The sequence below is a fragment of the Mesorhizobium sp. XAP4 genome (assembly GCF_029269325.1).
Taxonomy (GTDB): domain Bacteria; phylum Pseudomonadota; class Alphaproteobacteria; order Rhizobiales; family Rhizobiaceae; genus Mesorhizobium; species Mesorhizobium ciceri.
Genome location: NZ_JARIXW010000007.1, coordinates 183,986 through 209,343 on the forward strand (window position 1 = coordinate 183,986; position 25,358 = coordinate 209,343).

Below are 25,358 nucleotides of genomic sequence, written 5' to 3' on the forward strand. Positions count from 1 at the left end.
GACTGGGCCGCTGCGGCGTCGCAGCAAACATCAGGGATCGAGGCCCGTTATCATCCTGTTAGGGTTAATGGCCGGTAAAGGGAGCGGCCGACACGTGGCGCATCGGCAAGAGTTTTTGCGATTTCTGGCGGTTTTGTTTGTCGCCCGCCAGTAAACCCTAACGGAAACTTACCGCGATCTTAACGGCTGAGTTACCATAGTTGTTTACGGTGCGTGCTGACCCAGTATCGGAGTAGGGATGCATGTCCGTTCAGTCCGCGGCCGCAGATGTCGATGTCGATCTCAGGCAGCTCTTCGCCAGCCTGGCGAGGAATTGGCTGCGTATAGGCCTCGTCGTCCTGTTGGCGACCGGGCTGGCCTTTGCTTTCGTCTCACTGGCAACCCGGCACTACAAGGCCGAGACGCAGGTGGAGATCGCGCCGCGCGAATCCATCTACACGCGGCCGGCCAGCAATAACAACGACACCGACAAGCCTATTCTCGACGAGCAGGGCGTCGCCACCCAGGTCCAGATCATTTCCTCCAACGAAATCCTCAAGCAGGTCTCGCAAAAGCTTGGGCTGGAAAAACTGCCCGAGTTCAATGAAGCGCTCGACATGTCGGCGCTGAGCCGCGCTCTGGTCCTGGTCGGGCTGAAAAGCGACCCGATGGAAATTCCGACGGAAGAGCGCGTGCTCAAGAAAATGCACGAGAAGCTCAACGTCTACGGCGTCGAGAAGACCCGCATCATTGCCATCGAGTTCTCATCGGAAGATCCCAAGCTCGCGGCCGCCATACCGGACGCCATCGCTGCCGCCTATATAGCGGGGCAAGGGGCGGCCAAGCTCGAATCGAACAGCGCCGCGGCAGACTTCCTGGCGCCCGAGATCGCCGACCTGCAGCGGCAGGTCAAGGATGCGGAGGCGAAGGTCGCCGCCTACCGCGCCCAGTCCGATCTTCTGATGGGTGGCAACAATTCGGTGCTGGCCACCCAGCAGCTTTCGGAACTGTCGAGCGAACTGTCGAAAGTGCGCGCCAACCGCGCTGCGGCCGAAGCGACCGCCGACGGTGTGCGCAGGGCGCTGCAGAATGGCGGTTCGCTGGACGCAGTGCCGGAGGTTCTGTCATCGGACCTGATCCAGCGCTTGCGTGAGCGACAGGTCGAATTGCGCTCCAACATCGCCGATCTGTCGACGACGCTGCTTGGAAATCATCCGCGCATTCGCGCGCTGAAATCGCAACTGTCCGATCTCGACGCGCAGATCCGCAGCGAGGCCCAGAAGATCATGAAAGGCCTGTTGATGCAGGCCGAGACGGCAAAGGCCCGCGAGAACCAGCTCGTCGCCGACGTCAACACATTGAAAGCCGCTTCGGCGCAGGCCGGCGAACAACAGGTCGACCTCGACGCACTGCAGCGCGACGCGACCGCCAAGCGGCAGCAACTCGAACTCTACCTGACCAACTACCGCGAAGCCGCTTCGCGCCAGGACCGCAACTATCTGCCGGTCGACGCCCGGATCGCCTCGAAGGCGTCGGTTCCCTCCGAGGCCTATTTCCCGAAGGTCGGGCCGATCGTCGGCGCGGCTTTCGCCGCATCGCTGCTGATCATGGCCATCGTGACGCTTCTGCGGGAGCTGTTCTCAGGCCGCGCGATGCGGCCGGCGAGCGGTTCCCGTTTCGAACGGATCGATGAGGTCGCGATGCCCCATGTGGCGCAAGCGCCAGCCGCCAAGCCATTTGTCCGCCACGAGCCTGCCGTCTTCCAGGAATCCGTCATTCACCAGGAACTGCCTGAACGTGCGCATGAAGCCGATGCGGAGCCTTTTGCCGCTGCGATGCCGGCCATGGCCGAGGCGCCGGATGTGGTCGCAATGCCCGCTACGGCGGCGACAGAGCAGACGGCTGTCGAGCCCGAACCGGCGCGCTCCACCCTGGGCGAGATCGACATCGAAAGGGCTGCCGAAAAGCTGATCTCAAGCGGTGCGGCGCGCGCCATATTCGTCTCGCCGGAAGGCGACGAGGCGGCTGCATCGGCGATCCTGGTGGCGCGCGAAGTCGCCGACGCCGGGCTGCGCGTGCTGTTGCTGGACCTCACCGCGTCGGGGGCCGCCTCGCGGCCGATGCTGGACAGCGGACTTTTTCCCGGCATCACCAACCTGCTCGCTTCGGAAGCGCAGTTCAGTGACGTCATCCATGCCGATCTCTACTCGGACTGTCACGTCATTCCGGTCGGAACCGCCGATCCGGTCCGCGCCATGCGCGCCGCCGACCGGCTGCCGATCATCATGCAGTCACTGACCACAGCCTACGACCTGGTCGTGGTCGAGTGCGGACCAGCCGACGCGCAGGGCATCGGCCGTCTGACCGGCGACGCCACCGAGGTTTTTCTCTCCATGCTGGAGGCCGACGACGAGGTGACGCAGGCTGCCGTCAAACTGATCGAGAACGGCTATCCCGACTTGACGCTGGTGACGCCGCTCGGCCACGAACCGCCCGGCAATCCGGTGCCGGGACGGCGCACTGCCGCCGCCTGAGAGAGCCGCGGATCGCCTGGCGGAGCCGTTCAGCGGTTCGCCCGATCTAGCCCAGTTCCAGGGTCGTTACGCCGAACACCCTTTGCAGGTCCAGTTCCGGGGCAGGCCCCTTGTACATGCGCGTGGTGGTGAAGGTCGGCGCAAAGCCGGCCGCATCGAGCGCAGTTATGAAACCGGTGTTATCGGCGGGGACGTCGATATGCAGCTCGCCGCCCTCACAGGCACCGGCCAGTCCCTCCAGGAGTTGCAAAGCGATTTCCATGTCGTCGGCAAACAGCGGGCCGATCTTGAAGCCAGATCGACACCGGCGCGCCACGCCAAAGCCGGTGACGCCGCGCGAACCGATTGCCGCCAACCCATGATGCGGTTCTTGCAGCCATCGCTGCAGGAAGGCCCGCCGCGGCGCCGGAAAACAATGGGCGTCATAGGCGACGACATCGGACAGGAGTTGCGTTGTAATCGTCCGCAACCCATCGGCCCTGGCCGCCGGGCCTGCCTTGCGCCCGGTGAAGCGGATGGTCTCGTAGGCCGGCGCGAAGCCCTTGCGCCGGTAATTGGCCTGCTGCTCGGCGACGCCGTCAAGGCCGACGGTCCGGCCTGCAAGCCTTTTCATGCCGGCGTCCCACACCGTCTTGCCGTAGCCCATGCCGCGCATGTCAGGCCGGGAGATGTAGAGGCCGATGAAGCCGAATTCGCTGCCATAGGCCACGGCCGAAATTGCCGCGACCATGTCGTCGCCGACAAAGGCGCCGATGAAGCCTTCGGGGTCCGCCGCCTGGAGCATCGCCGGGTCTTCAAGACCTGGGTTCCAGCCTTCCGCGGCCGCCCAGTCGACGAGAAGCGCCAGTTCCTGCAGGGACAGTGTGCGGATGATCGGCGTCATTGCGTTAGCTATCTTCTTCCGAGGGCGCCGCCTGGCCGGCGGCTTTGCGGCGCAGCACCTTGGTCAGCTTCCAGATCGTCGGGCTGTTCTTGACGAAGGCTTTCAGCCGCGCGCCTTGCCGAAGCGTCAGCGCCAGCATGCGGCCCTTCACGGTCAAGGGGACCAGCACTTCGAAATGCCGCGTTTCGATATCGCACCACAGCCGCTTGTAAGGCTCATCTCCTACCGAAAAGTCATACACCTCGAAACCGGTCTCGCAGGCTTCCTGGATGTTGTCGAAGAACAGGAAGTCGCCGGGGCTGGCGTGCCCGAGATCGTCCTCGGCGATCGCTCCGAATTCGCAGATCAGGCGTTTGCCCGAGCGGCTTGAACCGGTAATGGCGCGCAGCTTGCCGGCAACCTCGAGCCCGTGCAGCACGAAGGAAGGCTTGTCCTCGCTAAGTGCTTGCGAAAACAGCGCGCGGAAGAAGCCGCGCACCTGCGCGTCGCCGAAGACGTTGGCGATGCCCATCTTGCGGAAGCGGAGTTCCTTCATCTCGAAGAAGGCGTCGAGCAGCCTGTCGATCTCGTCCGGGGTGCGGGCCTCGATGCGCCGGTGGCTGCCGACGGTCTCGAATTTCCGGATCTGCGACCGGTGCTTCTTGCGTTTGCGTTTGCCACTAGCGCGAGAAAGCAGCGCATCGAAGCCGCCGGCGAGATCGACGGCCAGCGACAGATTGGGGCTGGAAAAATGGTCAAGCGATGCGAGCGGATTGGCGACGCCGTCGAGATCGGGCAGCAACCGCTCGAGCGCGACCAGATCGATGTCCGGGCGTGCCTCGGCGATGGCCGCCAGCACCGATCGGAGGGCCGGCATATCCACCTTGGCCAGCCAGTTCGGGTCCGCGGCGACGAAGTTGCCGTTGGCGTGGCGCCCACCCATGAAGCGGGCGATCCGGAACGGCCCCTTCGAGGCAACCTCCAGCGCCAGCGAAAAAACCGGTTTGCCCTCGGCACTCAGCGTCGCGACGAGCAGGTCCGGTCGTGTCTCGGCCGCCCAGTTCAGGATCCAGGCAGCACCCTGCGCCGGACCAAACAGAGCCGAGCGGCAGAACTCGGCATAGGCCGCCAGTCCGTCCGTGGACGCCACCGAGATCGACAGGCCGGCACGGTCCCGTGGCAAGGCGCGCGACGATGCCTCGGTTGCCGCAAGCCGATTGCCGTCAAATGACGCAGTTGCGTCAACCATACCTCAATCCTTAGGGCGTATTGGTCGCGATTTGGGGGTTCGCATAGGCGCATTCCGTGCTTGGATCAGCCTAGGCGCAAAAGGTGAATGAATGATCGACGGCGGGGAGGCAATCCGGAAACTGGCGCTGAACGTCGCCCGCTATACCGGCCTTGCACCGCTGGCCAAACCGTTCATCGGCGGCATTGGCGCCATCCTGATGCTGCACCGTGTTACCGCGACGCCGGAAAAGCCGGACGGCGTCAACCGGCATCTGAATATCGCGCCCGGGTTCCTCGATGCCATGATCGCCGACATGAAGGCGCATGGCTATGCCTTCGTCTCCATGGACGAAGCCGTCGAGCGCATCAAGGCGGGCGGCAAAGGCGGTCAGTTTGCCACGATCACCGCCGACGATGCCTATCGCGACAACATGGTCGAGGCGCTGCCGGTGCTGGAGAAGCACGGCGCGCCGATCACCATCTATGTCGCGCCCGGGCTGATCAACGGCACAGCCGACCTGTGGTGGGACGTTGTCGAGGACATCGTCAATGCGCGCGATACCTTGACGCTGACGCGGCCGAAGGGTCCGCTGACGATCGATTGCTCGACCCCCGCGAAGAAGCTGCAGGCCAATGCACGCCTGCACGCCTATCTCACCTCCGAAATCCGCGAGAAGGACCTGCAGGCGGTGTTGCGTGACCTGGCTCGCGCAAATGGCATCGACGCCGACGGTCCGCGCCTGCGGACACTGATGAACTGGGACGAAATCCGCCGCATCGCCGCGCATCCGCTGGTGACGATCGGCGCCCATACGATCAACCACAGCAATCTGAAGCGGCTCTCCGAAGCCGATGCCCGGCACGAGATCGGCGCCGTGCGCGCCATGTTGCTGGCCGAACTGGGCGAAGAGCCCCGCCATTTCGCTTACCCCTATGGCTATGCGAGTGCCGTAGGCTGTCGCGAAGTCGGCTTTGCCCGTGACGCAGGCTACACCTCTGCCGTGACGACACGCCACGGCGTGCTGCGCGCCGAACATGCCGGGTTCCTGCATGCTTTGCCGCGCATTTCCGTCAACGGCCGCTATCAGAGCCTCGCCCACATTCGCACCATGCTGTCGGGCGTGACGACGCCGCTCGCCAATGCCGGCAAGATGGTCGTCACCATCTGACGCTGGCGGTTTCGCCTAGCGCTTGGCCCTCGGCTCCAGCATCAGCCATTTGATGATGCCCATTGCCGGCAGCACCCAGAGCAGGCCGCTGAGCAGGAAGAACAGGAAATGCACCCACGGACCCGACTCCGACAGCCGGGCGACCGCGAAGATCGATGCGACCAGCGCATAGATGATGACCAGCGCCACCAGCAGAAACATTCCGATCAGCTTTTTCAGGCGCAGGGGCATGGTTGGTCTCCTGATCGAGCATGCCGGAATTTGCACAGGCGGCCTGGCAGGCTCAAGGGGTAACGGCCTCGCATAGGCCTTGAGGCGAGACTGCGCAACCGGTGAGACGCGGCGCGACGGCGTGCCGCGCCGGATGGTCTTGCCAGCACGGGTGCGATGGTCCACCAATCCGCCAAATCAACCTGCCGGGACAAGATCATGGCTGCCATATCAGCTGCCGCGCCATACGTCGCCCGCGACCGCGACCTGCATAACCGGGCGCTGCTGCGCGCCTGGCTCTATGTGGTGCTTCTGGTGCTGTTTGCGCTGGTGCTGGTCGGCGGCGCCACCAGGCTCACCGATTCCGGCCTGTCGATTACGCAGTGGAAGCCGATCCATGGCGTGATCCCGCCGCTCAACGATGCCGAGTGGCAGGAGGAATTCCAGCTCTACCAGCAGATCCCGCAATATGCCGAGCTCAACAAGGGCATGGGCATCGAAGCGTTCAAATCGATCTTCTGGTGGGAATGGGCGCATCGCATCCTGGCGCGCAGCGTCGGCCTGGTCTTCGCCTTGCCGCTGCTGTTTTTCTGGGCAACGCGCCGCATCGAGCGCGGCCTGGGTCCGAAACTCGTGGGCATTCTGCTGCTTGGCGGCCTGCAAGGCGCCATCGGCTGGTGGATGGTGGCCTCTGGCCTGGTCGACCGGGTCTCCGTCAGCCAGTACCGGCTGGCGACCCACCTGACGCTTGCCGCGCTGATCTTCACCGCCACCATGGTGGTCGCGCACGGCCTGGCGCCGCATTCCGAGCCTGCCGCCGATAGGTCGACGCAGAGGCTGGCCGGCTTCATCGTGCTGCTGGCGCTGATCCAGATCTATCTCGGCGGCCTGGTCGCCGGGCTCGATGCGGGCCTGAGCTACAACACCTGGCCGCTGATGGACGGCAAGATCATTCCCGGCGATCTGCTGATCCTCGAGCCGGCATGGCGCAACTTCTTCGAGAGCCCGAAGACGGTGCAGTTCGTCCATCGGCTTGGCGCTTACACGGTATTCGTCGTGGCCTTGTGGCACATGATCGCCACGCGCCGGCGGCTGCCAGGCTCGACGCATGCGCGCCGCGCGACGCTGCTGTTTCTACTGGTGCTGGTGCAGGCCTCGATCGGCGTCGGCACGCTGCTCATGCATGTGCCGTTGCATATGGCGCTGACCCATCAGGGATTTGCGCTGATCGTGCTGGGCTTTGCAGCAGCCCATTGGCGCGGCACCAAGGGCGCCTATCCCTTGCCGACGGGAATAGCGCTCAGGGGCTGATCCCGAGCCGATCTACTGGGTCGGATCAGAAGCTTGCCCGCACCGCCCGGATCGCCTTGACGATCGACATTTCGCGATTCTCCTCGACCGCATTGTCGTCCTCGTGATGCCAGGACGCCGACAGGCATCCATAGGCAATGGCATGATCGAGGATAGCGGTCGGTGTCTGGCTCAGTGTTCTGGCAAAGATCTCGGCCATATCAGCGATCCGCTTCGGATCGAGGCAGAGATCGTCCCGGTCGAGCGGGTTGTAGAACATGTTCGCCGCGTCGAAGCCGGGATCGCCGAGCACGCCCTTCGGATCGATCGCCAGCCAGCCGCGCGGCCCGTGCAGGATGTTTTCGTGATGCAGATCGCCATGCAGGGGCCTGATGTCGTGCGGATCGGCCAGCAGCCGCTCGGCGATGACGGCTGCCTCGACATAGAGGCTGTCAAGGCCGGCGTCGCGATCGGTATTCGCCTTGTCGAACAGGCTGGCGAAGCGTTCCCGGAGCGGCTGAAGCTCGGACGGGTAGGGGGCTTTCCCCCGTGAAAACAGTTTTGGCATCAGCTCCGCCGCGATTGCGGTCGCGGCAAAGTCGCCCTGTTCGTCGAGAACCTGCTGCAGCAGGGTTTCACCGGCATATTCGAGCAGCATGCTGTGGCCGTCGCGGCCGAGCAGACGCACCGCGCCTTCGCCGCGCCGCCAGGCGAGATAGTGCTCTCCGCGCAACTCGTCGGCGACGTCATCGAAAGGCTTCAGCGCCTTGACGATCGCCGGCGATCCGTCTTCGCGCAAAACCTTCCAGATGCGGCTCGAAAAGGTCTCGGCAATGAGTTCGGGCGCGCTGACTTTCCAGCGCGCCGGAAAGGCTGGCGTATCCATCAGAGGCCGAGCATCAGATCCATGTTCTGGACGGCGGCACCCGAGGCGCCCTTGCCGAGATTGTCGTAGACCGCCAGCAGCAGGGCCTGCGCCCGTTTGTCGTTGGCGAAGACATAGACCTTCATCCGGTTGGTGCCGTTGTAGATCTCCGGATCGATCTCCGGCATGCGCTCCGAATGCGCATAGGGCGCCACCTCGACCACACCGCCCTTGATGGCGGCGAAATGGTCGGCAATCGCCGCATGCAGCTCCGCACCGGTCGGCACATGGTCGAGGCCGCCGAGTTGCAATGGCACCACGGTGATCATGCCTTGCGCGAAATTGCCGACCGCCGGCTGCATGATCGGATCATGCGACAGCCTTGCATAGGCCCTCAATTCCGGCACGTGCTTGTGCTGCAGGGTGAGGCCGTAAGGCAGGAATTCCGAGGCGTCCTCGCCCTTGGCGACGTAGTCCTCGATCATCGGCCGTCCGCCGCCCGAATAGCCCGAAATGCCGTTGACGGTGATCGGAAAATCCGCCGGCAGCAGGCCTGCTGTGACCAGCGGCCGTAGCGTCGCGATCGGTCCCTGCGGCCAGCAGCCTGGGTTGGCGACGCGCTTTGCCGAGGCAATCGCCTTTGCCTGGTCCTTGTCCATCTCGGCGAAACCATACGCCCAGCCCTCCGCCACGCGATGCGCGGTCGACGCATCGATGACCCTGGTGGTGTCGTTGGCGATCAGCGAGACGCTTTCCTTCGCTGCGTCGTCGGGCAGGCACAGGATAGCGACATCGGCGGCATTGAGGAACTCGGCACGTGCCGCCGCTTCCTTGCGACGCTCGGTGGGGATGGAAATGATCTCCAGATCACCGCGCTCGGCAAGCAGCGCCCTGATCTGCAGGCCAGTGGTGCCGTGTTCGCCGTCGATGAAGATTTTCGGTTTCATGGGTTGTTCAAATTCCCTGAATTTTCAAGACTATATGCCCTGGCCTTGAATCACTGCGGCACCATTGTGATGGCCGTTGTTCAGCTCTTCAAGCCGGGCTTTCCGTTCAGCAAGCAGACCGAGATATTGCATGGCCACCATCGAGCCGGCGATTGCCGTTATATCGGCGTGATCATAGGCCGGCGCAACCTCTACGACATCGGCGCCGACAATATCGATCTGGTTGAGCTGGCGCAGCGTCGACAGGATCTTGGCCGAGGACGGCCCGCCGGCAACCGGCGTGCCTGTGCCGGGCGCATAGGCCGGATCGAGGCAGTCGATGTCGAAGGTGAGATAGGTCTTCTTGCCGCCGGTGCGGTCGACGATGGCGTAGGCAATGTCGGACGCCCGCATCTCCTCGATTTCATGACCATGGAGGATCTTGATGCCGAACGTGTCGGGCGCATGGGTGCGGATGCCGATCTGGATCGACCGGTCGGGATCGATGATGCCTTCCTTGACGGCGCGACCGACGAAGGAGCCGTGGTCGATGCGCTTGCCGTCGTCCGGCCAGGTGTCCTGGTGGGCGTCGAACTGCACCAAAGCGAGCGGACCATGGATGGCGGCATGCGCCTTGAGCAGTGGCCAGGTGACGAAATGATCGCCGCCGAGCGTCAACAGGAAGGCGCCTGATTTGAGGATCTTCGCCGCTTCGCGCTCGATCGTGCCGGGCGTCTTCTGATGGTTGCCCGAATCGAGCAGGCAATCGCCATAGTCGACGACCGCCAGATGCTCGAACAGATCGCGTGAAAAGGGATACTGCGGGTCGTTGTCGAGGATCGCCGAGGCACGGCGGATCGCCTGCGGCCCGAAGCGGGCGCCAGGCCGGTTGGTGACGGCGGCATCGAAGGGAATACCCCACACCACCGCATCCGCGCCCTTCACGTCCTTGGTGTATTTGCGCCGCATGAACGACAGCGCGCCGGAATAGGTCGGCTCAAACGCGGCGCCCGTTTTGGAACGGGCGGTGAAGGCGTTGTCGATGGTGTGGTTCGCCATTACGGATCCTCGTTTTTCATCGGGTTGCAACAACTACAGAACCGGCACGGAAGATGCCAGTCATAGCTTGGCGAGACGGAATGGCGCTGCCCGAGTGCCACGGCAAGACAGGATTGTATCATCATGACGCAGACCGCGTTTCTCAACCCCACCCGTGCCGCGGCGTCGACCCACACCGGCACGGTCGCCGGCGAACGCTTCCTGGTCCTCGATTCGTGGCGCGGCATCTGCGCGCTTCTGGTGGCGCTGTTTCACTTTCCTACCGGTTCGACGATTTCGCAAAGCGCCTTCATCGGTTCGTCCTACCTGTTCGTCGATTTCTTCTTCGTCCTTTCCGGCTTCGTCATCGCCAGCAGCTACGGCGATCGGCTCAACCAACCGGGACAGGTCGCGCGTTTCGCCCTGGTCCGTTTCGGCCGCATCTACCCGCTGCATCTGCTCATGCTTGCCGCCTTCGCCGGTTTCGAGCTGCTGCGGCTGATGCTGCCGCAATTGCACGGCACGGGGGCTGCCCCCTTCACCGGCGGCTTCGACCTCAACAGCCTGCTTGCCAATCTCCTTCTGCTGCAGGGTGTCGGCTTCGAGGATCAATTGACCTGGAATGCGCCGAGCTGGAGCATTTCGGCCGAGTTCTTCGCCTATCTCCTGTTTGCCGGCGTGGTCTTCGTCGCCGGCGCGCGCGCCTGGATATGGTTCGTCGCGGCCGCCGTCACCGCGCCGCTGTTCCTGCTCGGCTTCTCGACCCATCATATGGATGTGTCCTTCGATTTCGGCTTCATCCGTTGCCTGTACGGCTTCTCGCTCGGCGCCTTGCTGGCCTGGTTTCAGCATGATTCCATTGCAGGGGCGCGACAGGCTCTCGCCAGGGGCGGCCCGCGCATGGACTGGACCCTTGCCGAAATCGTCATGGTGGCCGTCATCGTGCTTTTCGTTTCGCTGGCGGGCGACAATGACTTCGGCATCGCGGCACCCCTGGTGTTCGCGCTGGCGCTGTTTCTGTTCGCCCATGAGGGTGGCTGGATCAGCGCCTTGCTCAGAGCCCCGTTCATGCTGACGCTCGGCGCGCTGTCCTATTCGATCTACATGGTCCATATCTTCGTCCAGGCGCGCCTGATCAACGTCGCGGGGCTCGTCGAGCGCAAGCTCGGCCTTGGCCTGATCGGCGACTTCATGCTGCGCGGCCAGCCTGCCACCGGCTTCGGTGCCGGCTGGACGGGGGCGGTGGCGATCGTCGTCATGCTCGCCGCTACCATTGCCGCCTCCTGGATCACCTGGCGTTTTGTCGAGATGCCGGCCATGGCGTGGTTCCGCAGGCTCTCGAAACGCATCTGACGCACCTGCTGCGAGTATTCCGCTAGCCGGCTTCGTTCACCCAGATGTCACGGGCGTCGCCTATCCGGGTGTCGATCCGGCAAGGAGCGATTCTCGATGCGGACCATCTGGCTGAGTTTTCTGCTTTACACGGCCGTGGCAGCCGCCTCTGGCCAGGCCTTGGCCGGCGAGACCCGCGCCAGACAGATCCTCGACCGCTTCGAGCATGCCAACCAATGGCGCGATCACGTCATGGTGGCTGCGCATCGCGCCGGCAGCATGCAGGCCGGCAAGACGCTCTACGCGGAAAATTCGATTGCCGCCGTGGAGGGCTCGATCGCCATGGGCGCCGAAATCGTCGAGGTCGACATCAGGCGCTCGAAGGACGGCGAGTTCGTGGTCATGCATGACAGCTGGCTCGACCGCACCACGACCTGCAAGGGCGAGGTGGTCAAATACACGCTGGCCGAACTGAAGACATGCCGGCTGGTGGTCGAAGGCACCGGTGCGGCGAGAGGTGAAACAGTCTCGACGCTGCGCGAGATGCTGATGGCGACCAGAGACCGGATCCTCATCAACCTCGACAACAAGCTCGACGTCGGCGCCCTCCCGGGCATGATTGCGGTCGCTCGCGATCTCGGCATGGCCGAACAGGTCATCGTCAAGGAGAACCTGTGGAATTCACAACGGATTTCCAGGTCAAGGCCGCCATGGAGACCATTGGCGGCGGCTTCCAGTTCATGCCGATCATCGCCGATGACGCGGTGCATGACGCCGGTTTCGCCGGGACGGTCGACCGCGCCTTCTCGCCGCGCGCGATCGAGTTGATCAACTGGCGGGCAGGCGCCGAGACGCTGACCGAGACGGGCGGGCCGCTGTTCAGCACGCGCATGCGCGCGGCCGCTGTGAGGGGCAACTGGCACATCTGGGCCGACACCTACGCCATCGCCAACAAACCGGGCGGCTTCCTCGCCGGCGGCCGCGGCGACGAACTGGCGGTGCAGGCCAGCCTGCCGCGCGAAAGCTGGGGTTTCTGGGCCGATCGCGGCGCCACCATCATCCAGACCGACGAGCCGAAGGCGGCAATCGACTGGCTGGCCGCGAATGGTTTTCGCGTGCCTTATGCCGACGAGGCGCGGCCGGTTGAGCCGGCGAATACGGCTAGCATCAATTAAGCGGCGGCTGACGCTGCCAATCTCCCTCACGAGGGGGGAGATTGGTTAGCTTCAAGCCGCTAGCGCCACGCCGTCCAGTTCGCTGAGCGCATCCTGTGGCAATTCCAGTTCAGCCGCAGCGAGGTTCTCCCTGAGATGCCCGACCGACGATGTGCCGGGGATCAGCAGGATGTTGGGCGCGCGGCGCAGCAGCCAGGCGAGCGCGACCTGCATTGGCGTGGCGCCGAGGCGCGCCGCGATTTCCGACAGGGTGGAGGATTGCAGCGGGTTGAAGCCGCCGAGCGGGAAGAACGGCACATAGGCGATGCCATCGCGGGCAAGATCGTCGATCAGGGCATCGTCGCCGCGATGCGCCAGATTGTACTGGTTCTGCACGCAGATGATCTCGGCGATCCCCCGTCCTTGCGCGATCTGCGCCGGCGTCACGTTGCTCAGCCCGATGTGCCTGACCAGACCCTGTTGTTGGAGCTCGGCCAGCACGGTGAGCGGCGCTTCGATCGATCCCTCGGCGGGGCCATGGGTATCGAACATGATGCGTAGGTTGACGACATCGAGCACCTCGAGCCCGAGATTGCTGAGATTGTCGTGTACCGCCTGGGTGAGCTCTTCCGCGGAAAAGGCCGGCAGCCACGATCCATCCGCGCCGCGCCGGGCACCGATCTTGGTGACGATGACGAGATCTTGGGGGTAGGGCGCCAGCGCCTCGCGGATCAGCCGGTTGGTGACGTGCGGACCGTAGAAGTCGCTGGTATCGATATGGTCGACGCCTTGCGCAATCGCCTCGCGCAGCACGGCCAATGCCGCGTCATGATCCTTGGGCGGCCCGAACACGCCGGGTCCCGCGAGTTGCATGGCACCGTAGCCGAGCCGCTTCACGGTGCGGCTGCCAAGCTTGAAGGCGGCGGGGGCGAAGGTGCCGGATTGTTGGATGTTGTACATGATTGATCTCCTATGAGGAGGCAGAGATAGGCGCTGCCCAACCTCGTGATAATCCGGTACAATCCACACAGGCCGTGCGGAATGGCGAACAATGATGGACCTCAGCGATCTGAATGCCTTCGTGGCGGTGGCGCGCGCCGGCGGCTTTCGCGACGGCGCGCGTGCGAGCGGCGGCAGCGCCTCCGGCCTGAGTGAGGCGGTGCGTCGCCTGGAAGTGCAGCTCGGTGTCAGGTTGTTCAACCGCACGACGCGCAGCGTTGTCCCAACCGAGGCGGGCCTCAGCCTGCTGGAGCGGCTCGGCCCGGCGCTGTCGGAGGTGGAGGCGGCGCTGGACGTGGTGAACGGTTTTCGCGACAGGCCGGCGGGCTCGTTGCGTCTCAACGTGCCGGTCAGTGCTGCGCGGCTGATATTGCCCGATATCGTCCCGGGTTTCCTCGCCGCCTATCCCGGTATCCGGCTGGAGGTGATCGCCGACGAGAACTTCGTCGACGTGCTGGCGGCCGGCTGCGATGCCGGCGTCCGCTATGACGAGCGGCTGGAACAGGACATGATCGCGGTGCCGATCGGGCCGCGCGTGCAGCATTTCGCCACCGCCGCCAGCCCTGCCTATCTTGCTCGCCATGGCCGGCCGCAACACCCGAGCGACCTGCTTGGCCACTCCTGCGTGCGTGGGCGCTTTGCCAGCGGTGCGATGCTGCCGTGGGAATTCGAGCGAGACGGCGAGGTGGTGCGGGTCGATCCGACAGGCCCCTTGATCGTGCGGATCGGCGGGGCGACGGATCTTGCCGTCGACGCGGCTATTGCCGGCACCGGCATCATCGGCCTGTTCGAGGGCTGGCTGCGCCCTTACTTCGACAGCGGCGCTCTTGAGCCCGTGCTCGAACCGTGGTGGCAGAGTTTTCCCGGACCGTTTCTCTATTATCCCGGCCGGCGCCTGGTTCCGGCCCCGCTGCGGGCGTTCATCGACTATATCAAGGGCGGCAAGGCCTGACCTGTTTTCCGGCGCCATCACCCCACCCGGCGCTCCGCGCCGACCTTCCCATTGAGGGGAGGTAGGGCGCCGTGCTCTTTACCTCCCCTCGATGGGAAGGTCGCGCCGTAGGCGTGGGTGGGGTGACTGCCGAGCCGCAAACAAAAAGGCCGCCCGGAGGCGGCCTTTTCGATTGTCTGAAGCTGCGAAATGCTTAGCGCTTGGAAAACTGGAAGCTACGACGGGCCTTGGCCTTGCCGTACTTCTTGCGCTCGACGACGCGGCTGTCGCGGGTCAGGAAGCCGCCCTTCTTGAGCACGGCGCGCAGCGTCGGCTCGTAGTAGGTCAGCGCCTTGGAGATGCCGTGACGCACGGCGCCAGCCTGGCCGGAGAGACCGCCGCCGACGACTGTCGCGACGATGTCGTACTGGCCGGCGCGGTTGGAGGCGATGATCGGCTGGTTGAGGATCATCTGCAGGACCGGACGCGCGAAATAGGTCGCGAATTCCTTGTCGTTGACGATGATCTTGCCGGAACCCGGCTTCACCCAGACGCGCGCAATGGCGTTCTTGCGCTTGCCGGTGGCATAGGCGCGGCCCGACTTGTCGAGCTTCTGGACGTGGACGGGGGCCGCCGGCTGGGTATTGGTGTTGCCGGTGGCGGCGCCCAGTTCTGCGAGCGAGGAAAGCTCAGCCATCTTATGCGACCTTCTTGTTCTTGGCGTTCAGCTTGGCCACGTCGAGCACGACGGGCTGCTGGGCGACATGCGGATGCTCGGCACCTGCATAGACGCGCAGGTTCTTCATCTGGCGACGGCCGAGCGGGCCACGCGGGACCATGCGCTCAACGGCCTTCTCGACGACACGCTCGGGGAAACGACCCTCGAGCAGCTGGCGCGCGGTGCGCTCCTTGATGCCGCCTGGGTGGCCGGTGTGCCAGTAATAGACCTTGTCGGTGAACTTCTTGCCGGTGAACACCACCTTGTCGGCATTGATGACGATGACGTTGTCGCCGTCGTCGACGTGCGGGGTGAAGGTCGGCTTGTGCTTGCCGCGGAGATGATTGGCGATGACAGTGGCCAGACGACCGACGACGAGACCTTCGGCGTCGATCAGGATCCACTTCTTCACCACATCCGCAGGCTTCTGCGAAAAGGTTGTCATGTTTTCTGCTCTCGGTTCTGACCTTCATAAGAGAAGGCGTTTCTTGTTGCTTGGATTGGCGAAAGGTGCTTGCCCGCCGCCAATAACAAAACGGCGGCCTTTGCGGGCCGCTGCTTCGTGGAGGCTTATAGGCGAGGGTGGTGACCGCGTCAAGGCGAACGAAAAGGTAGATATCAGGTAAAATGTAGCAAAAACAATAACTTGAGCAAAAGGTACTATTTTACCACATCACCATTCCGCTTCGGCGGGATCGAATAGGTGCCGGTGGCGTGCGCCACCGTGTGTCCGTCCGGGCCGGCAACGATGTCGATGTCGAACACCATCAGGCTCTTTCCCAGCTTCAGGATGCGGCAATGGCCGTCGATCGGTCCTGCCTCGGCCTTGCGCACGAAATTGATGTCGAGGTTGACGGTGACCGAAAGCGCATCCGGCCCGGCATGGCTGAGCACGCAGACGTAGCCGCCAATGTCGGCCAGCGTGAACAGCGAGGGGCCGGACACCGTGCCGCCGGGACGCAAATGCCGTTCGCCGGCGTTGAGCCGCACGGTGCAGCCGCCCGGGAACACGTCGATCGCCTCGAAATATTTGAACTGCTCATTGAGCTGCGGATAGACGGTTTCCATCAGCGCATTGACTTGTTGCGCGGTCAGCACGGGCTTGAGGTTGGTCTGGGCGGGCATGTCTTAGTCTCTCGCTTTGCGCCAGGCCTGTATGAGCGCAGCGCGGCATTTCTGACAACCTTCGTCCCCTGGCGCAAGCGATCGGTGTTGGACGAAACCTGATCCGGTATTAGATAGTCTGGCAGCCCCAGCGGAATCGCGGAGAACCTTATCCATGGCCGAAATCCTTGCCATCAAGCCTGCCGCCGTTGAGGGTCCGGTGGTTGCACAACTGGACAAGGGCGTGCTGCGCCTCACACTCGCCAATCCGCCTGCCAACGCGCTGTCGCTGGCAGTGATGGCGGCGCTGACGGCCGAACTCGAGCGCGCCAGGGCCGACAAGGCCGTTCGCGTCATCGTCTTGTCGGCTGCCGGCAAGGTGTTCTGCGCCGGCCACGATCTCAAGGAAATGACCGCGCGCCGCACTGACGCCGATCATGGCAAGGCCTTTTTCGCAGAGACGTTTGCCGCTTGTGCGACGCTGATGCAGGCGATCGTGCGTCATCCAGTGCCTGTCATCGCCGAGGTTGACGGCCTGGCCACCGCCGCTGGGCTGCAACTGGTCGCCAGCTGCGACCTGGCGATCGCTTCGCATGAGGCGACCTTCTGTACGCCGGGTGTCAACATCGGCCTGTTCTGCTCGACGCCGATGGTGGCGCTGTCGCGCAACGTCTCGCGCAAGCATGCGATGGAGATGCTGTTGACCGGCGAGACCATCGATGCGGCAACCGCCAAGGAATTCGGCCTGGTCAACCGCGTCGTGCCGCGTGAATATCTGAATCAGATCGTCACCAAATACGCGCAAACCATTGCTTCCAAATCATCTTTGGTGGTCAAGACGGGCAAGGAGGCGTTTTACGCGCAGGCCGAAATGGGGCTGGCGGATGCTTGCACCTATACCGGCCGGATCATGGTCGAAAACATGCTCGCGCGCGACGCCGAGGAAGGCATCGGCGCCTTCATCGGCAAGCGCAAGCCGGAATGGACGGACGAATAGGAGCAGCACCATGGAGCCGCGAATCTCTATCATTACCATCGCCACCGATGATCTGGACCGCGCGGTGCGCTTTTACGAGGCTATGGGCTTGAAGCGGCATGCCGGTATCACCGACGGTGTCGCCTTCTTCCAGATGGGCGGCGTCATTCTTGGTCTGTTCCCACGTGCCAGCGCAGAAGAGGATTCCGGCATCGCCTTCGCCGCGGCGCCATCGGCGGTCTACCTCGCCTACAACACCCGCTCCGACGCTGAAGTCGACGACGTGCTCGCCAGGGCGGAAAAAGCCGGCGGCCGCATCGTCAAGCCGGCCGGCCGCGCCTTCTGGGGCGGCTGGTACGGCTACTTCGCCGACGCCGACGGGCATGTCTGGGAAGTGGCGCACAATCCGGCCTTTCCGATCGCGGAAGACGGCACGATTTCGCTACCTGGCTGATGGCCCATCGCAAGCAGCTGACGCGGCTCAAGGCTCCCTATCTGAAGCGCATCCTGCTCGATGCCGTGCGGGTCGAGGATTGGGAAAAATATCCATGGAACCTGCCGCTGTTTCGCGGCCACGACTTCGAACTCGAATTCACCACGCCGATCACCATCATCGTCGGCGAGAACGGCACCGGCAAATCGACGCTGCTCGAGGCGATCGGTGCGCTGGCCGGCTATGACGAAGCCGGTGGCGGCAAGGGATATAGGCCGGTCGACCATTCCAGCGCCATCGACAAGAGTGGTGCCGCGCTGGCCAACGCATTCCGCGGTCACTGGCTGCCGAAAGTCACCGCCGGCTGGTTTTTTCGCGCCGAATCCTTCTACTCCGTGGCCCGATATCTCGATCAGGCGGCACTGGAAGACCCTTTCAGGCCCCCGCCGCCGGACTTCCTGTCCTGGTCGCATGGCGAGGGCTTTATCCGTTTTTTCGAGGAGCGCTGCCGCAGGCAAGGCATCTACATCCTCGACGAACCCGAAAGCGCACTGTCGCCGACGCGACAGATCGAGCTGCTCAAGATGCTGCGGCGCATGGACCAGTCGGGCACCGCGCAAGTGATCATGGCGACGCATTCGCCGCTGCTGATGGCTTGTCCTGGCGCGCGGCTGTTCCGCATCAGCCGGTTCGGGCTCGATCCCACGGATTTCAGCGATACCGATCATTTTCGCATGATGCGCGACTTCTGCACCGATCCGCAGGCCTTTATGGAGGAAGCGCTGCGGGAGGATGACGCGTGAGCGCCGGCGATGATGACCTCAACTGGCGCGTCGAGCAGGCGTGCCGCGAAGGCTGGCCGGCGGCGACCGAGACGTTGGTTGATGGCTGGCTTCTGCGGCGATCGGGCGGACGGATCCGGCGTACCAATTCGGCCAATCCCTTGCGCGGCGAGCGTGGCGCGCCTGATGCAGTCATCGACGCCGCCGAGTCCTTCTACATCGGCCACGGCCAGACGCCCTTGTTTCGGGTTCCCGGCATCGCCGGCGAGCTCGAAGCCGCTCTCGACCATCGCGGCTACCAGCCGGAAGGCGGCACGATCCATCTCCATGCCGGGATCGGCGACCTGGCTGAATTTCGCGATGAGCAGGTCACCGTTTTGAAGGTGCCGGGCGAGGACTGGCTCGCGGCGCGGTTCCGCATGGGAGCCTTTGACGACGCCGAGCGCCGCATCTTTCGCGAGATGACCGGGCTGATCGTCGGCGACCGGGCGTTTGTGTCCTATGAACGCGACAGCCAAATTGCCGCCCTGGCCTATGGTGTCATCCGCAATGGCCTGCTTGTGGTGGAATCGGTTGAAACCGATGGCCGTTTCAGGCAGCAAGGCCTGGGCCGCAAGACCGTCGGCGGCCTCATCGGCTGGGCGCGGCGGGCAGGGGCTCACGCCGCATGCTTGCAGGTGGTGGCCGACAACACACCGGCCCGCGCTCTCTATGCCTCGCTTGGGTTCAGCCGTGAACTTTACCGATACCACTACCGCAGGAAGCCGCATGAACCACGATAGCTACGACAACACTTACATTGCCGGCATCCTCAATTCGGTGAAGACCATCGCCATGGTCGGCGCGTCCGCCAATGATGTGCGGCCAAGCTATTTCGTGCTGAAATATCTGCTGGCCAAGGGATTTTCGGTGTTTCCGATCAATCCTGGCCAGGCCGGCAAGGAGATCCTCGGCCGGATGACCTATGCCAGGCTCGCCGATATTCCGGAGCCGATCGACATGGTCGACATCTTTCGCGCGCCGGCGGCGGTGCCCGGCATCGTCGACGAGGCGTTGCGGCTCGATCCCTTGCCGAAAGTGATCTGGATGCAGCTTGGCGTGCGCCATGACGAAGCAGCCGCGCGCGCCGAGGCCGCCGGCATCAAGGTGGTGATGAACCGCTGCCCCAAGATCGAATATGGCAAGCTGTCCGGCGAGATCGGTTGGACCGGCGTCAATTCCGGCGTGCTGTCGTCGAAGAAGCCGCTGATGCGGTCGGGATTCCAGAGTTTTGGCGTGCGGCAGAAGTAGTGCACGTCGCTCAAAAGTGCGCAGCGGTTTTGGGATAACGACGTGCACCAAAAGCAAGGCCTGACGCGCGATGCGCCTTAGGCGCAAAATTATTCCTTAGGCCAGCGCATTTTCTCGGGCCTCGGCCGCAGATCGCTAGCCGAAGGGTATTTTCTTCTTTGCATTCGCGCTCATGCTTCGCCAAGAATGCCCGGCGATTTCAAGAGTTTCAAAAGGGAGGTTTTCAGTGACCCGCACGCCAGGTTTCAACACGCTCGCCGTCCATGCCGGTGCCAAGCCCGATCCGGCGACCGGCGCGCGCGCCACGCCGATCTACCAGACGACCTCCTTCGTCTTCGACGATGCAGACCATGCCGCGTCGCTGTTCGGGCTGAAGGCCTTCGGCAACATCTACACCCGCATCATGAACCCGACGCAGGCGGTGCTGGAAGAGCGCATGGCGGCCCTTGAAGGCGGCACGGCGGCACTCGCGGTCGCCTCCGGCCATGCGGCGCAGGTGATCGTGTTCCACAATCTGATGCAGCCGGGCGACAATTTCGTCGCGGCCAACAAGCTTTACGGCGGTTCGATCAACCAATTCGGCCATGCCTTCAAGAATTATGGCTGGGAGGTGCGATGGGCCGACACCAACGATATCTCGACCTTCGAAAGCCAGATCGACGACAGGACCAAGGCGATCTTCATCGAAAGCCTCGCCAATCCGGGCGGCACCTTCGTCGACATCGAGAAGATCGGCGACATCGCGCGCAAGCACGGCCTGCCGCTGATCGTCGACAACACACTGGCCTCGCCCTACCTCATCCGGCCGATCGAGCATGGCGCCGACATCGTCGTCCATTCGCTGACCAAATTCATCGGCGGTCACGGCAATTCGATCGGCGGCGCCATCGTCGACGGCGGCACCTTCGACTGGTCGAAATCGGGCAAATACCCGATGCTGTCGGAACCGCGCCCCGAATATGGTGGTCTTGTCCTGCACGAAACCTTCGGCAATTTCGCCTTCGCCATTGCCGCGCGCGTGCTCGGCCTGCGCGATCTCGGCCCGGCGATCTCCCCGTTCAACGCCTTCCTCATCCTGACCGGCCTGGAAACCCTGCCGCTGCGCATGCAGCGCCACTGCGACAATGCCGTGACGGTTGCCGCCTGGCTGTCCAACCACCCCAAGGTCGCATCGGTGAATTACCCCGGCCTGCCCTCAGACAAGAACAACGCGCTGCAGAAGAAGTACTCACCGCTTGGCGCCGGCGCCGTATTCACCTTCGCGCTGAAGGGCGGCTATGACGCGGGCGTCAAATTCGTCGAGGCGCTCGAGCTGTTCTCGCACCTCGCCAATGTCGGCGATACCAAGTCGCTGGTCATCCACCCAGCTTCGACCACGCACCGCCAGCTTTCCGACGAGCAGAAGGTCAAGGCCGGCGCAGGACCGGACACGGTGCGGCTTTCGATCGGCATCGAGGACGTCAACGACATCGTCGCCGACCTCGAACAGGCGCTAGCCAAGGTCTGACCGATCATGAGCGAGTCGAAATTTCTTTCCATCGGCGTCGACGCTGTCGACGCCGAACAGGGTGCACCGGCGCCCGACCGGCTGATCTCGGGCGATCCCAAATTCCGCACCTGGAATGTCGAGGAGCGCGACGGCGGCCTCTATGCCGGCATATGGGAATCGACCCCGGGCAAATGGCGCATCGTCTATGACGAGTGGGAGTTCTGCCACATCCTGTCCGGCGTTTCGGTGATCGCGGAGGACGGTGGGCAAGCGCGCACCGTCAAGACCGGCGACAGCTTTGTGCTGAAGCCCGGCTTCAAGGGCAGCTGGGAAGTGCTTGAAACGACTCGCAAGGAGTATGTGATCAAGCTTTGATCTCGCGTCGCCATGATGCTCGCGATCGGGGGGACAAACCGCTGTCCTGCCGAGCTATTTCAGAGGCAGAAAGAGTTCAACGACCACTTCGCGTAGCGGGCCCTCCGGGAAGTGGGACAGATGTCGTTGGCAATAGATCGGAAAGTCGCGTGCTTCCTCGCCGCTGGCCGGAAGCCATTCACGATAAAGATAAAGTGCTGCGGGTTCGAGATTGTTGGTATTGCCAGGGTAGCGCAGCACCGCGCAGCGCCCGCCGGGGATCACGCCAGCCTTCATCTGCCCGTCATTCGCCTCGATCGGCCGGTCTGTCCCGGCACAAATGTCCATGCTGTAGTCAGCCGGGACCGCGGGCTCCCTTTCGGAACGGAAGACGTTGAAGGTCGGGCTTGTCTCGGGCGACAAGCCCGCCGCCTTACGCCAGGCGATGAACCGCTGGATGGTGTCCTGGAGCGTCGCCCGGTCTCCGCGGTGCTCCATGATCGCCACCGGCGTCGGGGGCACATCGCGGATCGTCACGTCGTCGTGTTCAAAGATTATCTGCATAAGCGTGTTCCTTGCTTTTTCGAGGGGCCCGAAGGCCATGAGCCACGACCCCCAGTCGGGAGACTTCCGGAACGACGACGGCGATTGTCCGAACCGTTGCCGAAAGGCGCGGGCGAAGGCATCCGGCGCGTCGTAACCGGCATCCATGGCTATGTCGGTGACGCTTTGGGCGTCACTTTCGGCAAGTCTGTACGAAGCACGCTTCATGCGGGCGAGCTGGACATAGCGATGCACGGACACCCCGAAGGTGGACGTGAACTGCCGGTGGAAATGATATTTCGAGAACGCCGCGACACCGCTCAACGCCTCCAGCCCCAGATCGTCATCCAGATTCTGGTCTATATGGTCTAGCACCCGCTGCATTCGGGCTTGGTAGTTTTCAAGTGCGGCCTTCAACGTCTCTTTCTCCGTGACGACACCAGTTAGGCCTTTCCGGATATATCGCGCTCGACCGATCTTGCGATTTGGCATGGATCGACAGGGGCTGCCAGCAACGGCCTTCAGGCTCTCCCCCAAGCTTGTGCTGCCTGCGTATGACTATTTCGCTGGAACTGGCTGAGACAGCTTCCGGTGCCTTGTCGTGGAAGGGCATCGTGGGCGGTCCGGTGAGCCGACCTTGTGGTTGCGGCTGGCGCCATGGTGAAATAGGCCGGCGGCCCCGCGGTCCTCAAAAACCGACGGCGAGCGTTTCCAGCCCATGGAAGTGGTAAGTGTCGCGGAAGCTTGGTCTTTCGGCAAGATGCAGCCTTGGGTGGCGTTCGAACAAGGTTTGCAGCGACACCTGCAATTCGAGCCGGGCCAGCGGCGCACCGATACAGAAATGGATGCCGGCGCCGAAGGAGACGTTCTTTTGATCCGCACGATCGGGCCGGAAGGCTTGCGGTTCTGCAAAGGCGCGCGGATCGTGATTGGCCATGCCCAGCAGCAGCCCGATCGTCTGGCCCGGCTGCACGACAATGCTAGGTGCGACTTCGGTCTCCTGATAGGCATAGCGCGTGAACACGTGCAGCGGCGCGTCGAAGCGCAGGCATTCCTCGACCGTTGCCGCGGTCGCTTCGGGTGAGCCGAAGAAGCGGCTGACATCGCCGCCTTGCATAAGGATCGAACGGACAGCGTTGCCGGTCTGATGCACTGTCGCTTCATGACCGGCATTGAGCAGCAGGATCGCCGAGGACACCATCTCGTCCTCCGACAGTTTTTGGCCGTCCTCCTGAGCCGAGATCAGCAGCGACAACAGGTCGTCGCCGGGATTCCTGCGTCGCTCGATGACGTAGCTACGCAGGAAATCCGCAAATTCGCTGGCGGCACGGTTGGCCGTCTCTTCGATCGCGCGCGTGCGGCCATGCATGTACATGGCAACCATCTGGTGCGACCAGTCGAGCAGTTGCGGCCCCATGTCGACCGGCACACCGAGCATTTCGGCAATGATGGTGATCGGCAAGGGCGCCGCGAAGGCGGGCAGCAGGTCGACCGTCTTGCCCGGTTCGAAACGGTCGATCAGTTCGTTGGCGAGCGCTTCGACGCGCGGCCGCAGCCGTTCGACCTGACGTGAGACGAAAGCACGGTTCACCAGTGTTCTGAGCCGCGTGTGGACGGGTGGCTCCAGTTCCAGCATCGAATTGGCTTCGATGCCGTCGAAAGCCCTGAGATGGCTACGGTCCTGTCCGATACCGCGACTGTCTGGAATGCCGGCCGGATTCTGGCGGCCGAAACGGCGGTCGCGCAGCAGCCGGTTGACGTCGTCGAAGCCGCCAAAGCACCAGAAGCCGAATTCTTCCCAGAAGAAGGCATTCGATGCGCCGTGCAGAAATGCATAGGCCTCGTACGGGTTCTGAAAAAAGGCAGGCTCGTGCGGATCGAGCCGCAGGTGTCGCGTGGCTGGATCAAAGACCAGGCCGGGTGGCGTCAATTTGCTCATGCCAGACCAATAGCGCGGCTTGCCAGTCCGGTTCCAGACCGTATGTTGGCGCCCGCAACCCAATGCGTTGAGCCAGCCGACAAGGCTGCGGAAAGTCTGATTTGATGAAGGTGATCGTTGTCGGTGCGGGTATTGCCGGCCTCTCGACGGCGTGGTCGCTGGTCAAGGCGGGTCACAGCGTTTCGGTCGTCGAGCAGGGGCCGATCCCGAACCCGCTGGCCGCGTCGGGCGACCATCATCGCATCATCCGCCGCGCCTATCGCGCGGGGACCGGCTACGGCCGGCTGATCACCGAAGCCTACCAGGCCTGGGACGAGATGTGGGCCGATCTCGGCGAAAGCCACCTCGATCCCAGAGGATTTGTCTGCATTTCGCGCGAGCCCGGCGACGAGGCCGAGGAATATCGCGAGGGCCTGGAAGAAGGCAATTTTCCGTTCGAACTGCTGGAGCCCGATGCAGCCGTGAAACGCTGGCCGTTTCTGGAAGCCGGGTCGTTTCGCTACGCCTATTTCTCGACCGAAGGCGGCGCCCTGCATTGCCGCAAGATCGCGTCCGGCCTGGCAAAGTGGCTGCGCGCCAACGGCGCCAATGTCTACGAAAACAGCAAGGTGGTCGAGGTCGACGCCGAAGCCGGCCACATCGTGCTCGAAAGCGGCTCGACGATGCAGGCCGACCGCATCGTCGTCGCCGCCGGCGCCTGGGTGCTAAAACTGTTTCCAGAACTGGATGGAGAATTGAAGACCTATCGAACCGCACTTGCCTATGTCGAACCGCCGGCCGACCTCAAGGCGGCCTGGCAGGCGGCACCGGTCGTGCTCGATGTCGGCGGCGCGATCGACGGCTATGTGATCCCGCCCTCCGGCGGCGCCGGCATGAAGTTCGGGTCCGGGCTGCACAAGGTGCCGACCAGCGACGCCGATTGGAACCGCGAGCCGGTGGCGGGCGAGGGCGAGGCGATCCGCAACCTGTTTTCGCCGCCGATCGCCCGCATCGAAGAGTATCAGGTGACCGAAGTCGTCACCTGCGCCTACACTTTCACATCAGACGAAAAATTCATGGCGCATGAAAAGGGCAAATGCCTTGTTGTCTCGGCATGCTCCGGCCACGGCTACAAGTTCGGCGCTGCGGTCGGCAGGCGCGTTGCCGCTGCTGTCGGCGATGGGGATATCGCCGGTCTGAAGGCATGGCTGCGGGCGGAGGTCGCCTGAAAC

25 protein-coding genes and 1 pseudogene are annotated in these 25,358 nt (G+C 63.5%); 14 read left to right on the forward strand and 12 right to left on the reverse strand.

The window, feature by feature from the left end:
* The first annotated feature begins 242 nt into the window (after positions 1–242).
* Positions 243–2,513: an exopolysaccharide transport family protein gene (locus tag P3C39_RS27130; RefSeq protein WP_275954687.1), complete on the forward strand. Its 2,271-nt coding sequence runs from the start codon at positions 243–245 to the stop codon at positions 2,511–2,513.
* 46 nt (positions 2,514–2,559) lie between these two features.
* Here P3C39_RS27130 and P3C39_RS27135 read toward each other — a convergent pair whose 3' ends face one another.
* Complete coding sequence (locus P3C39_RS27135; protein ID WP_013532218.1) at positions 2,560–3,396, reverse strand: GNAT family N-acetyltransferase; 837 nt, start codon at positions 3,394–3,396, stop codon at positions 2,560–2,562.
* Between the two features lie 4 nt (positions 3,397–3,400).
* Positions 3,401–4,624: a GNAT family N-acetyltransferase gene (locus P3C39_RS27140; RefSeq protein ID WP_275954686.1), complete on the reverse strand. Its 1,224-nt coding sequence runs from the start codon at positions 4,622–4,624 to the stop codon at positions 3,401–3,403.
* Positions 4,625–4,715: 91 nt separating this feature from the next.
* On the opposite strand from P3C39_RS27140, the gene P3C39_RS27145 reads away from it, so the two are divergent.
* Positions 4,716–5,774, forward strand: coding sequence for a polysaccharide deacetylase family protein (locus P3C39_RS27145; protein WP_064995435.1), 1,059 nt, complete (start codon positions 4,716–4,718; stop codon positions 5,772–5,774).
* 15 nt (positions 5,775–5,789) lie between these two features.
* On the opposite strand, the gene P3C39_RS27150 is transcribed toward P3C39_RS27145, so the two are convergent.
* Positions 5,790–6,005 carry a DUF2842 domain-containing protein gene (locus P3C39_RS27150; protein WP_013532215.1) on the reverse strand — a complete coding sequence of 72 codons (216 nt, stop codon included), beginning with the start codon at positions 6,003–6,005 and terminating at the stop codon, positions 5,790–5,792.
* A 198-nt stretch (positions 6,006–6,203) separates the two neighbouring features.
* Here P3C39_RS27150 and P3C39_RS27155 point away from each other — a divergent pair, with 198 nt between their 5' ends.
* The gene (locus tag P3C39_RS27155; protein ID WP_275954685.1) at positions 6,204–7,295 is read left to right on the forward strand and encodes a COX15/CtaA family protein; all 1,092 of its coding nucleotides are present in this window, start codon (positions 6,204–6,206) and stop codon (positions 7,293–7,295) included.
* Between the two features lie 25 nt (positions 7,296–7,320).
* On the opposite strand, the gene P3C39_RS27160 is transcribed toward P3C39_RS27155, so the two are convergent.
* The 3 genes from P3C39_RS27160 to speB are packed head-to-tail and all read right to left on the reverse strand — an operon-like array spanning position 7,321 to position 10,124.
* Positions 7,321–8,163, reverse strand: a complete 843-nt coding sequence (locus P3C39_RS27160) for an aminoglycoside phosphotransferase family protein (RefSeq protein ID WP_275954760.1) — start codon at positions 8,161–8,163, stop codon at positions 7,321–7,323.
* Positions 8,160–9,086 carry an N-acetyl-gamma-glutamyl-phosphate reductase gene (gene argC, locus P3C39_RS27165; RefSeq protein WP_275954684.1) on the reverse strand — a complete coding sequence of 309 codons (927 nt, stop codon included), beginning with the start codon at positions 9,084–9,086 and terminating at the stop codon, positions 8,160–8,162. Before argC ends, P3C39_RS27160 begins: the two co-directional genes overlap by 4 nt.
* A 30-nt stretch (positions 9,087–9,116) precedes the next feature.
* On the reverse strand, positions 9,117–10,124 hold the full coding sequence (gene speB / locus P3C39_RS27170; protein ID WP_275954683.1) for an agmatinase: 1,008 nt from the start codon (positions 10,122–10,124) through the stop codon (positions 9,117–9,119).
* Positions 10,125–10,247: 123 nt separating this feature from the next.
* Here speB and P3C39_RS27175 point away from each other — a divergent pair, with 123 nt between their 5' ends.
* Together P3C39_RS27175 and P3C39_RS27180 are read left to right on the forward strand one after the other, a co-directional pair.
* Positions 10,248–11,456, forward strand: coding sequence for an acyltransferase (locus tag P3C39_RS27175; protein ID WP_024504663.1), 1,209 nt, complete (start codon positions 10,248–10,250; stop codon positions 11,454–11,456).
* A 96-nt stretch (positions 11,457–11,552) separates the two neighbouring features.
* A pseudogene (locus tag P3C39_RS27180) lies at positions 11,553–12,610 on the forward strand (glycerophosphodiester phosphodiesterase family protein).
* A gap of 51 nt (positions 12,611–12,661) precedes the next feature.
* Here the strand turns inward: P3C39_RS27180 and P3C39_RS27185 are convergent.
* Positions 12,662–13,549 carry an aldo/keto reductase family oxidoreductase gene (locus P3C39_RS27185; protein WP_064995430.1) on the reverse strand — a complete coding sequence of 296 codons (888 nt, stop codon included), beginning with the start codon at positions 13,547–13,549 and terminating at the stop codon, positions 12,662–12,664.
* 91 nt (positions 13,550–13,640) lie between these two features.
* Between P3C39_RS27185 and P3C39_RS27190 the strand changes: the two genes are divergently transcribed.
* A complete protein-coding gene (locus P3C39_RS27190; RefSeq protein ID WP_275954682.1) occupies positions 13,641–14,540 on the forward strand; it encodes a LysR family transcriptional regulator in 900 nt (299 codons plus the stop codon).
* A 193-nt stretch (positions 14,541–14,733) separates the two neighbouring features.
* On the opposite strand, the gene rpsI is transcribed toward P3C39_RS27190, so the two are convergent.
* The 3 genes from rpsI to P3C39_RS27205 form a co-directional block, all read right to left on the reverse strand.
* Complete coding sequence (rpsI, locus tag P3C39_RS27195) at positions 14,734–15,216, reverse strand: 30S ribosomal protein S9 (protein ID WP_023810272.1); 483 nt, start codon at positions 15,214–15,216, stop codon at positions 14,734–14,736.
* A gap of 1 nt (position 15,217) precedes the next feature.
* Complete coding sequence (gene rplM / locus P3C39_RS27200; RefSeq protein ID WP_013532205.1) at positions 15,218–15,682, reverse strand: 50S ribosomal protein L13; 465 nt, start codon at positions 15,680–15,682, stop codon at positions 15,218–15,220.
* 215 nt (positions 15,683–15,897) lie between these two features.
* Entirely contained in the window at positions 15,898–16,362 is a 465-nt protein-coding gene (locus P3C39_RS27205; RefSeq protein WP_027162402.1) for a PaaI family thioesterase, read from the reverse strand.
* 154 nt (positions 16,363–16,516) lie between these two features.
* Between P3C39_RS27205 and P3C39_RS27210 the strand changes: the two genes are divergently transcribed.
* The 7 genes from P3C39_RS27210 (at position 16,517) to P3C39_RS27240 (ending at position 21,686) form a co-directional block, all read left to right on the forward strand.
* Positions 16,517–17,338 (forward strand): enoyl-CoA hydratase, encoded by an 822-nt coding sequence (locus P3C39_RS27210; RefSeq protein ID WP_275954681.1) that lies wholly within the window; start codon positions 16,517–16,519, stop codon positions 17,336–17,338.
* A 10-nt stretch (positions 17,339–17,348) separates the two neighbouring features.
* Complete coding sequence (locus P3C39_RS27215) at positions 17,349–17,771, forward strand: VOC family protein (RefSeq protein ID WP_027162400.1); 423 nt, start codon at positions 17,349–17,351, stop codon at positions 17,769–17,771.
* Entirely contained in the window at positions 17,771–18,553 is a 783-nt protein-coding gene (locus tag P3C39_RS27220; protein WP_063167785.1) for an AAA family ATPase, read from the forward strand. The genes P3C39_RS27215 and P3C39_RS27220 overlap by 1 nt, the downstream gene beginning before the upstream one ends.
* Positions 18,550–19,314: a GNAT family N-acetyltransferase gene (locus P3C39_RS27225; protein WP_024504600.1), complete on the forward strand. Its 765-nt coding sequence runs from the start codon at positions 18,550–18,552 to the stop codon at positions 19,312–19,314. Before P3C39_RS27220 ends, P3C39_RS27225 begins: the two co-directional genes overlap by 4 nt.
* The gene (locus P3C39_RS27230) at positions 19,301–19,822 is read left to right on the forward strand and encodes a CoA-binding protein (protein ID WP_024504599.1); all 522 of its coding nucleotides are present in this window, start codon (positions 19,301–19,303) and stop codon (positions 19,820–19,822) included. Before P3C39_RS27225 ends, P3C39_RS27230 begins: the two co-directional genes overlap by 14 nt.
* 226 nt (positions 19,823–20,048) lie before the next feature.
* Entirely contained in the window at positions 20,049–21,329 is a 1,281-nt protein-coding gene (locus P3C39_RS27235) for an O-acetylhomoserine aminocarboxypropyltransferase (RefSeq protein WP_024504598.1), read from the forward strand.
* Positions 21,330–21,335: 6 nt separating this feature from the next.
* Entirely contained in the window at positions 21,336–21,686 is a 351-nt protein-coding gene (locus P3C39_RS27240; RefSeq protein WP_013532197.1) for a cupin domain-containing protein, read from the forward strand.
* A 54-nt stretch (positions 21,687–21,740) separates the two neighbouring features.
* On the opposite strand, the gene P3C39_RS27245 is transcribed toward P3C39_RS27240, so the two are convergent.
* Both P3C39_RS27245 and P3C39_RS27250 read right to left on the reverse strand, forming a co-directional pair.
* Positions 21,741–22,625 carry an AraC family transcriptional regulator gene (locus P3C39_RS27245; RefSeq protein WP_024504597.1) on the reverse strand — a complete coding sequence of 295 codons (885 nt, stop codon included), beginning with the start codon at positions 22,623–22,625 and terminating at the stop codon, positions 21,741–21,743.
* A 271-nt stretch (positions 22,626–22,896) separates the two neighbouring features.
* Positions 22,897–24,147: a cytochrome P450 gene (locus tag P3C39_RS27250; RefSeq protein WP_275954679.1), complete on the reverse strand. Its 1,251-nt coding sequence runs from the start codon at positions 24,145–24,147 to the stop codon at positions 22,897–22,899.
* 104 nt (positions 24,148–24,251) lie between these two features.
* Between P3C39_RS27250 and P3C39_RS27255 the strand changes: the two genes are divergently transcribed.
* Positions 24,252–25,355, forward strand: coding sequence for an FAD-dependent oxidoreductase (locus P3C39_RS27255; RefSeq protein WP_275954678.1), 1,104 nt, complete (start codon positions 24,252–24,254; stop codon positions 25,353–25,355).
* Positions 25,356–25,358: the final 3 nt, after the last annotated feature.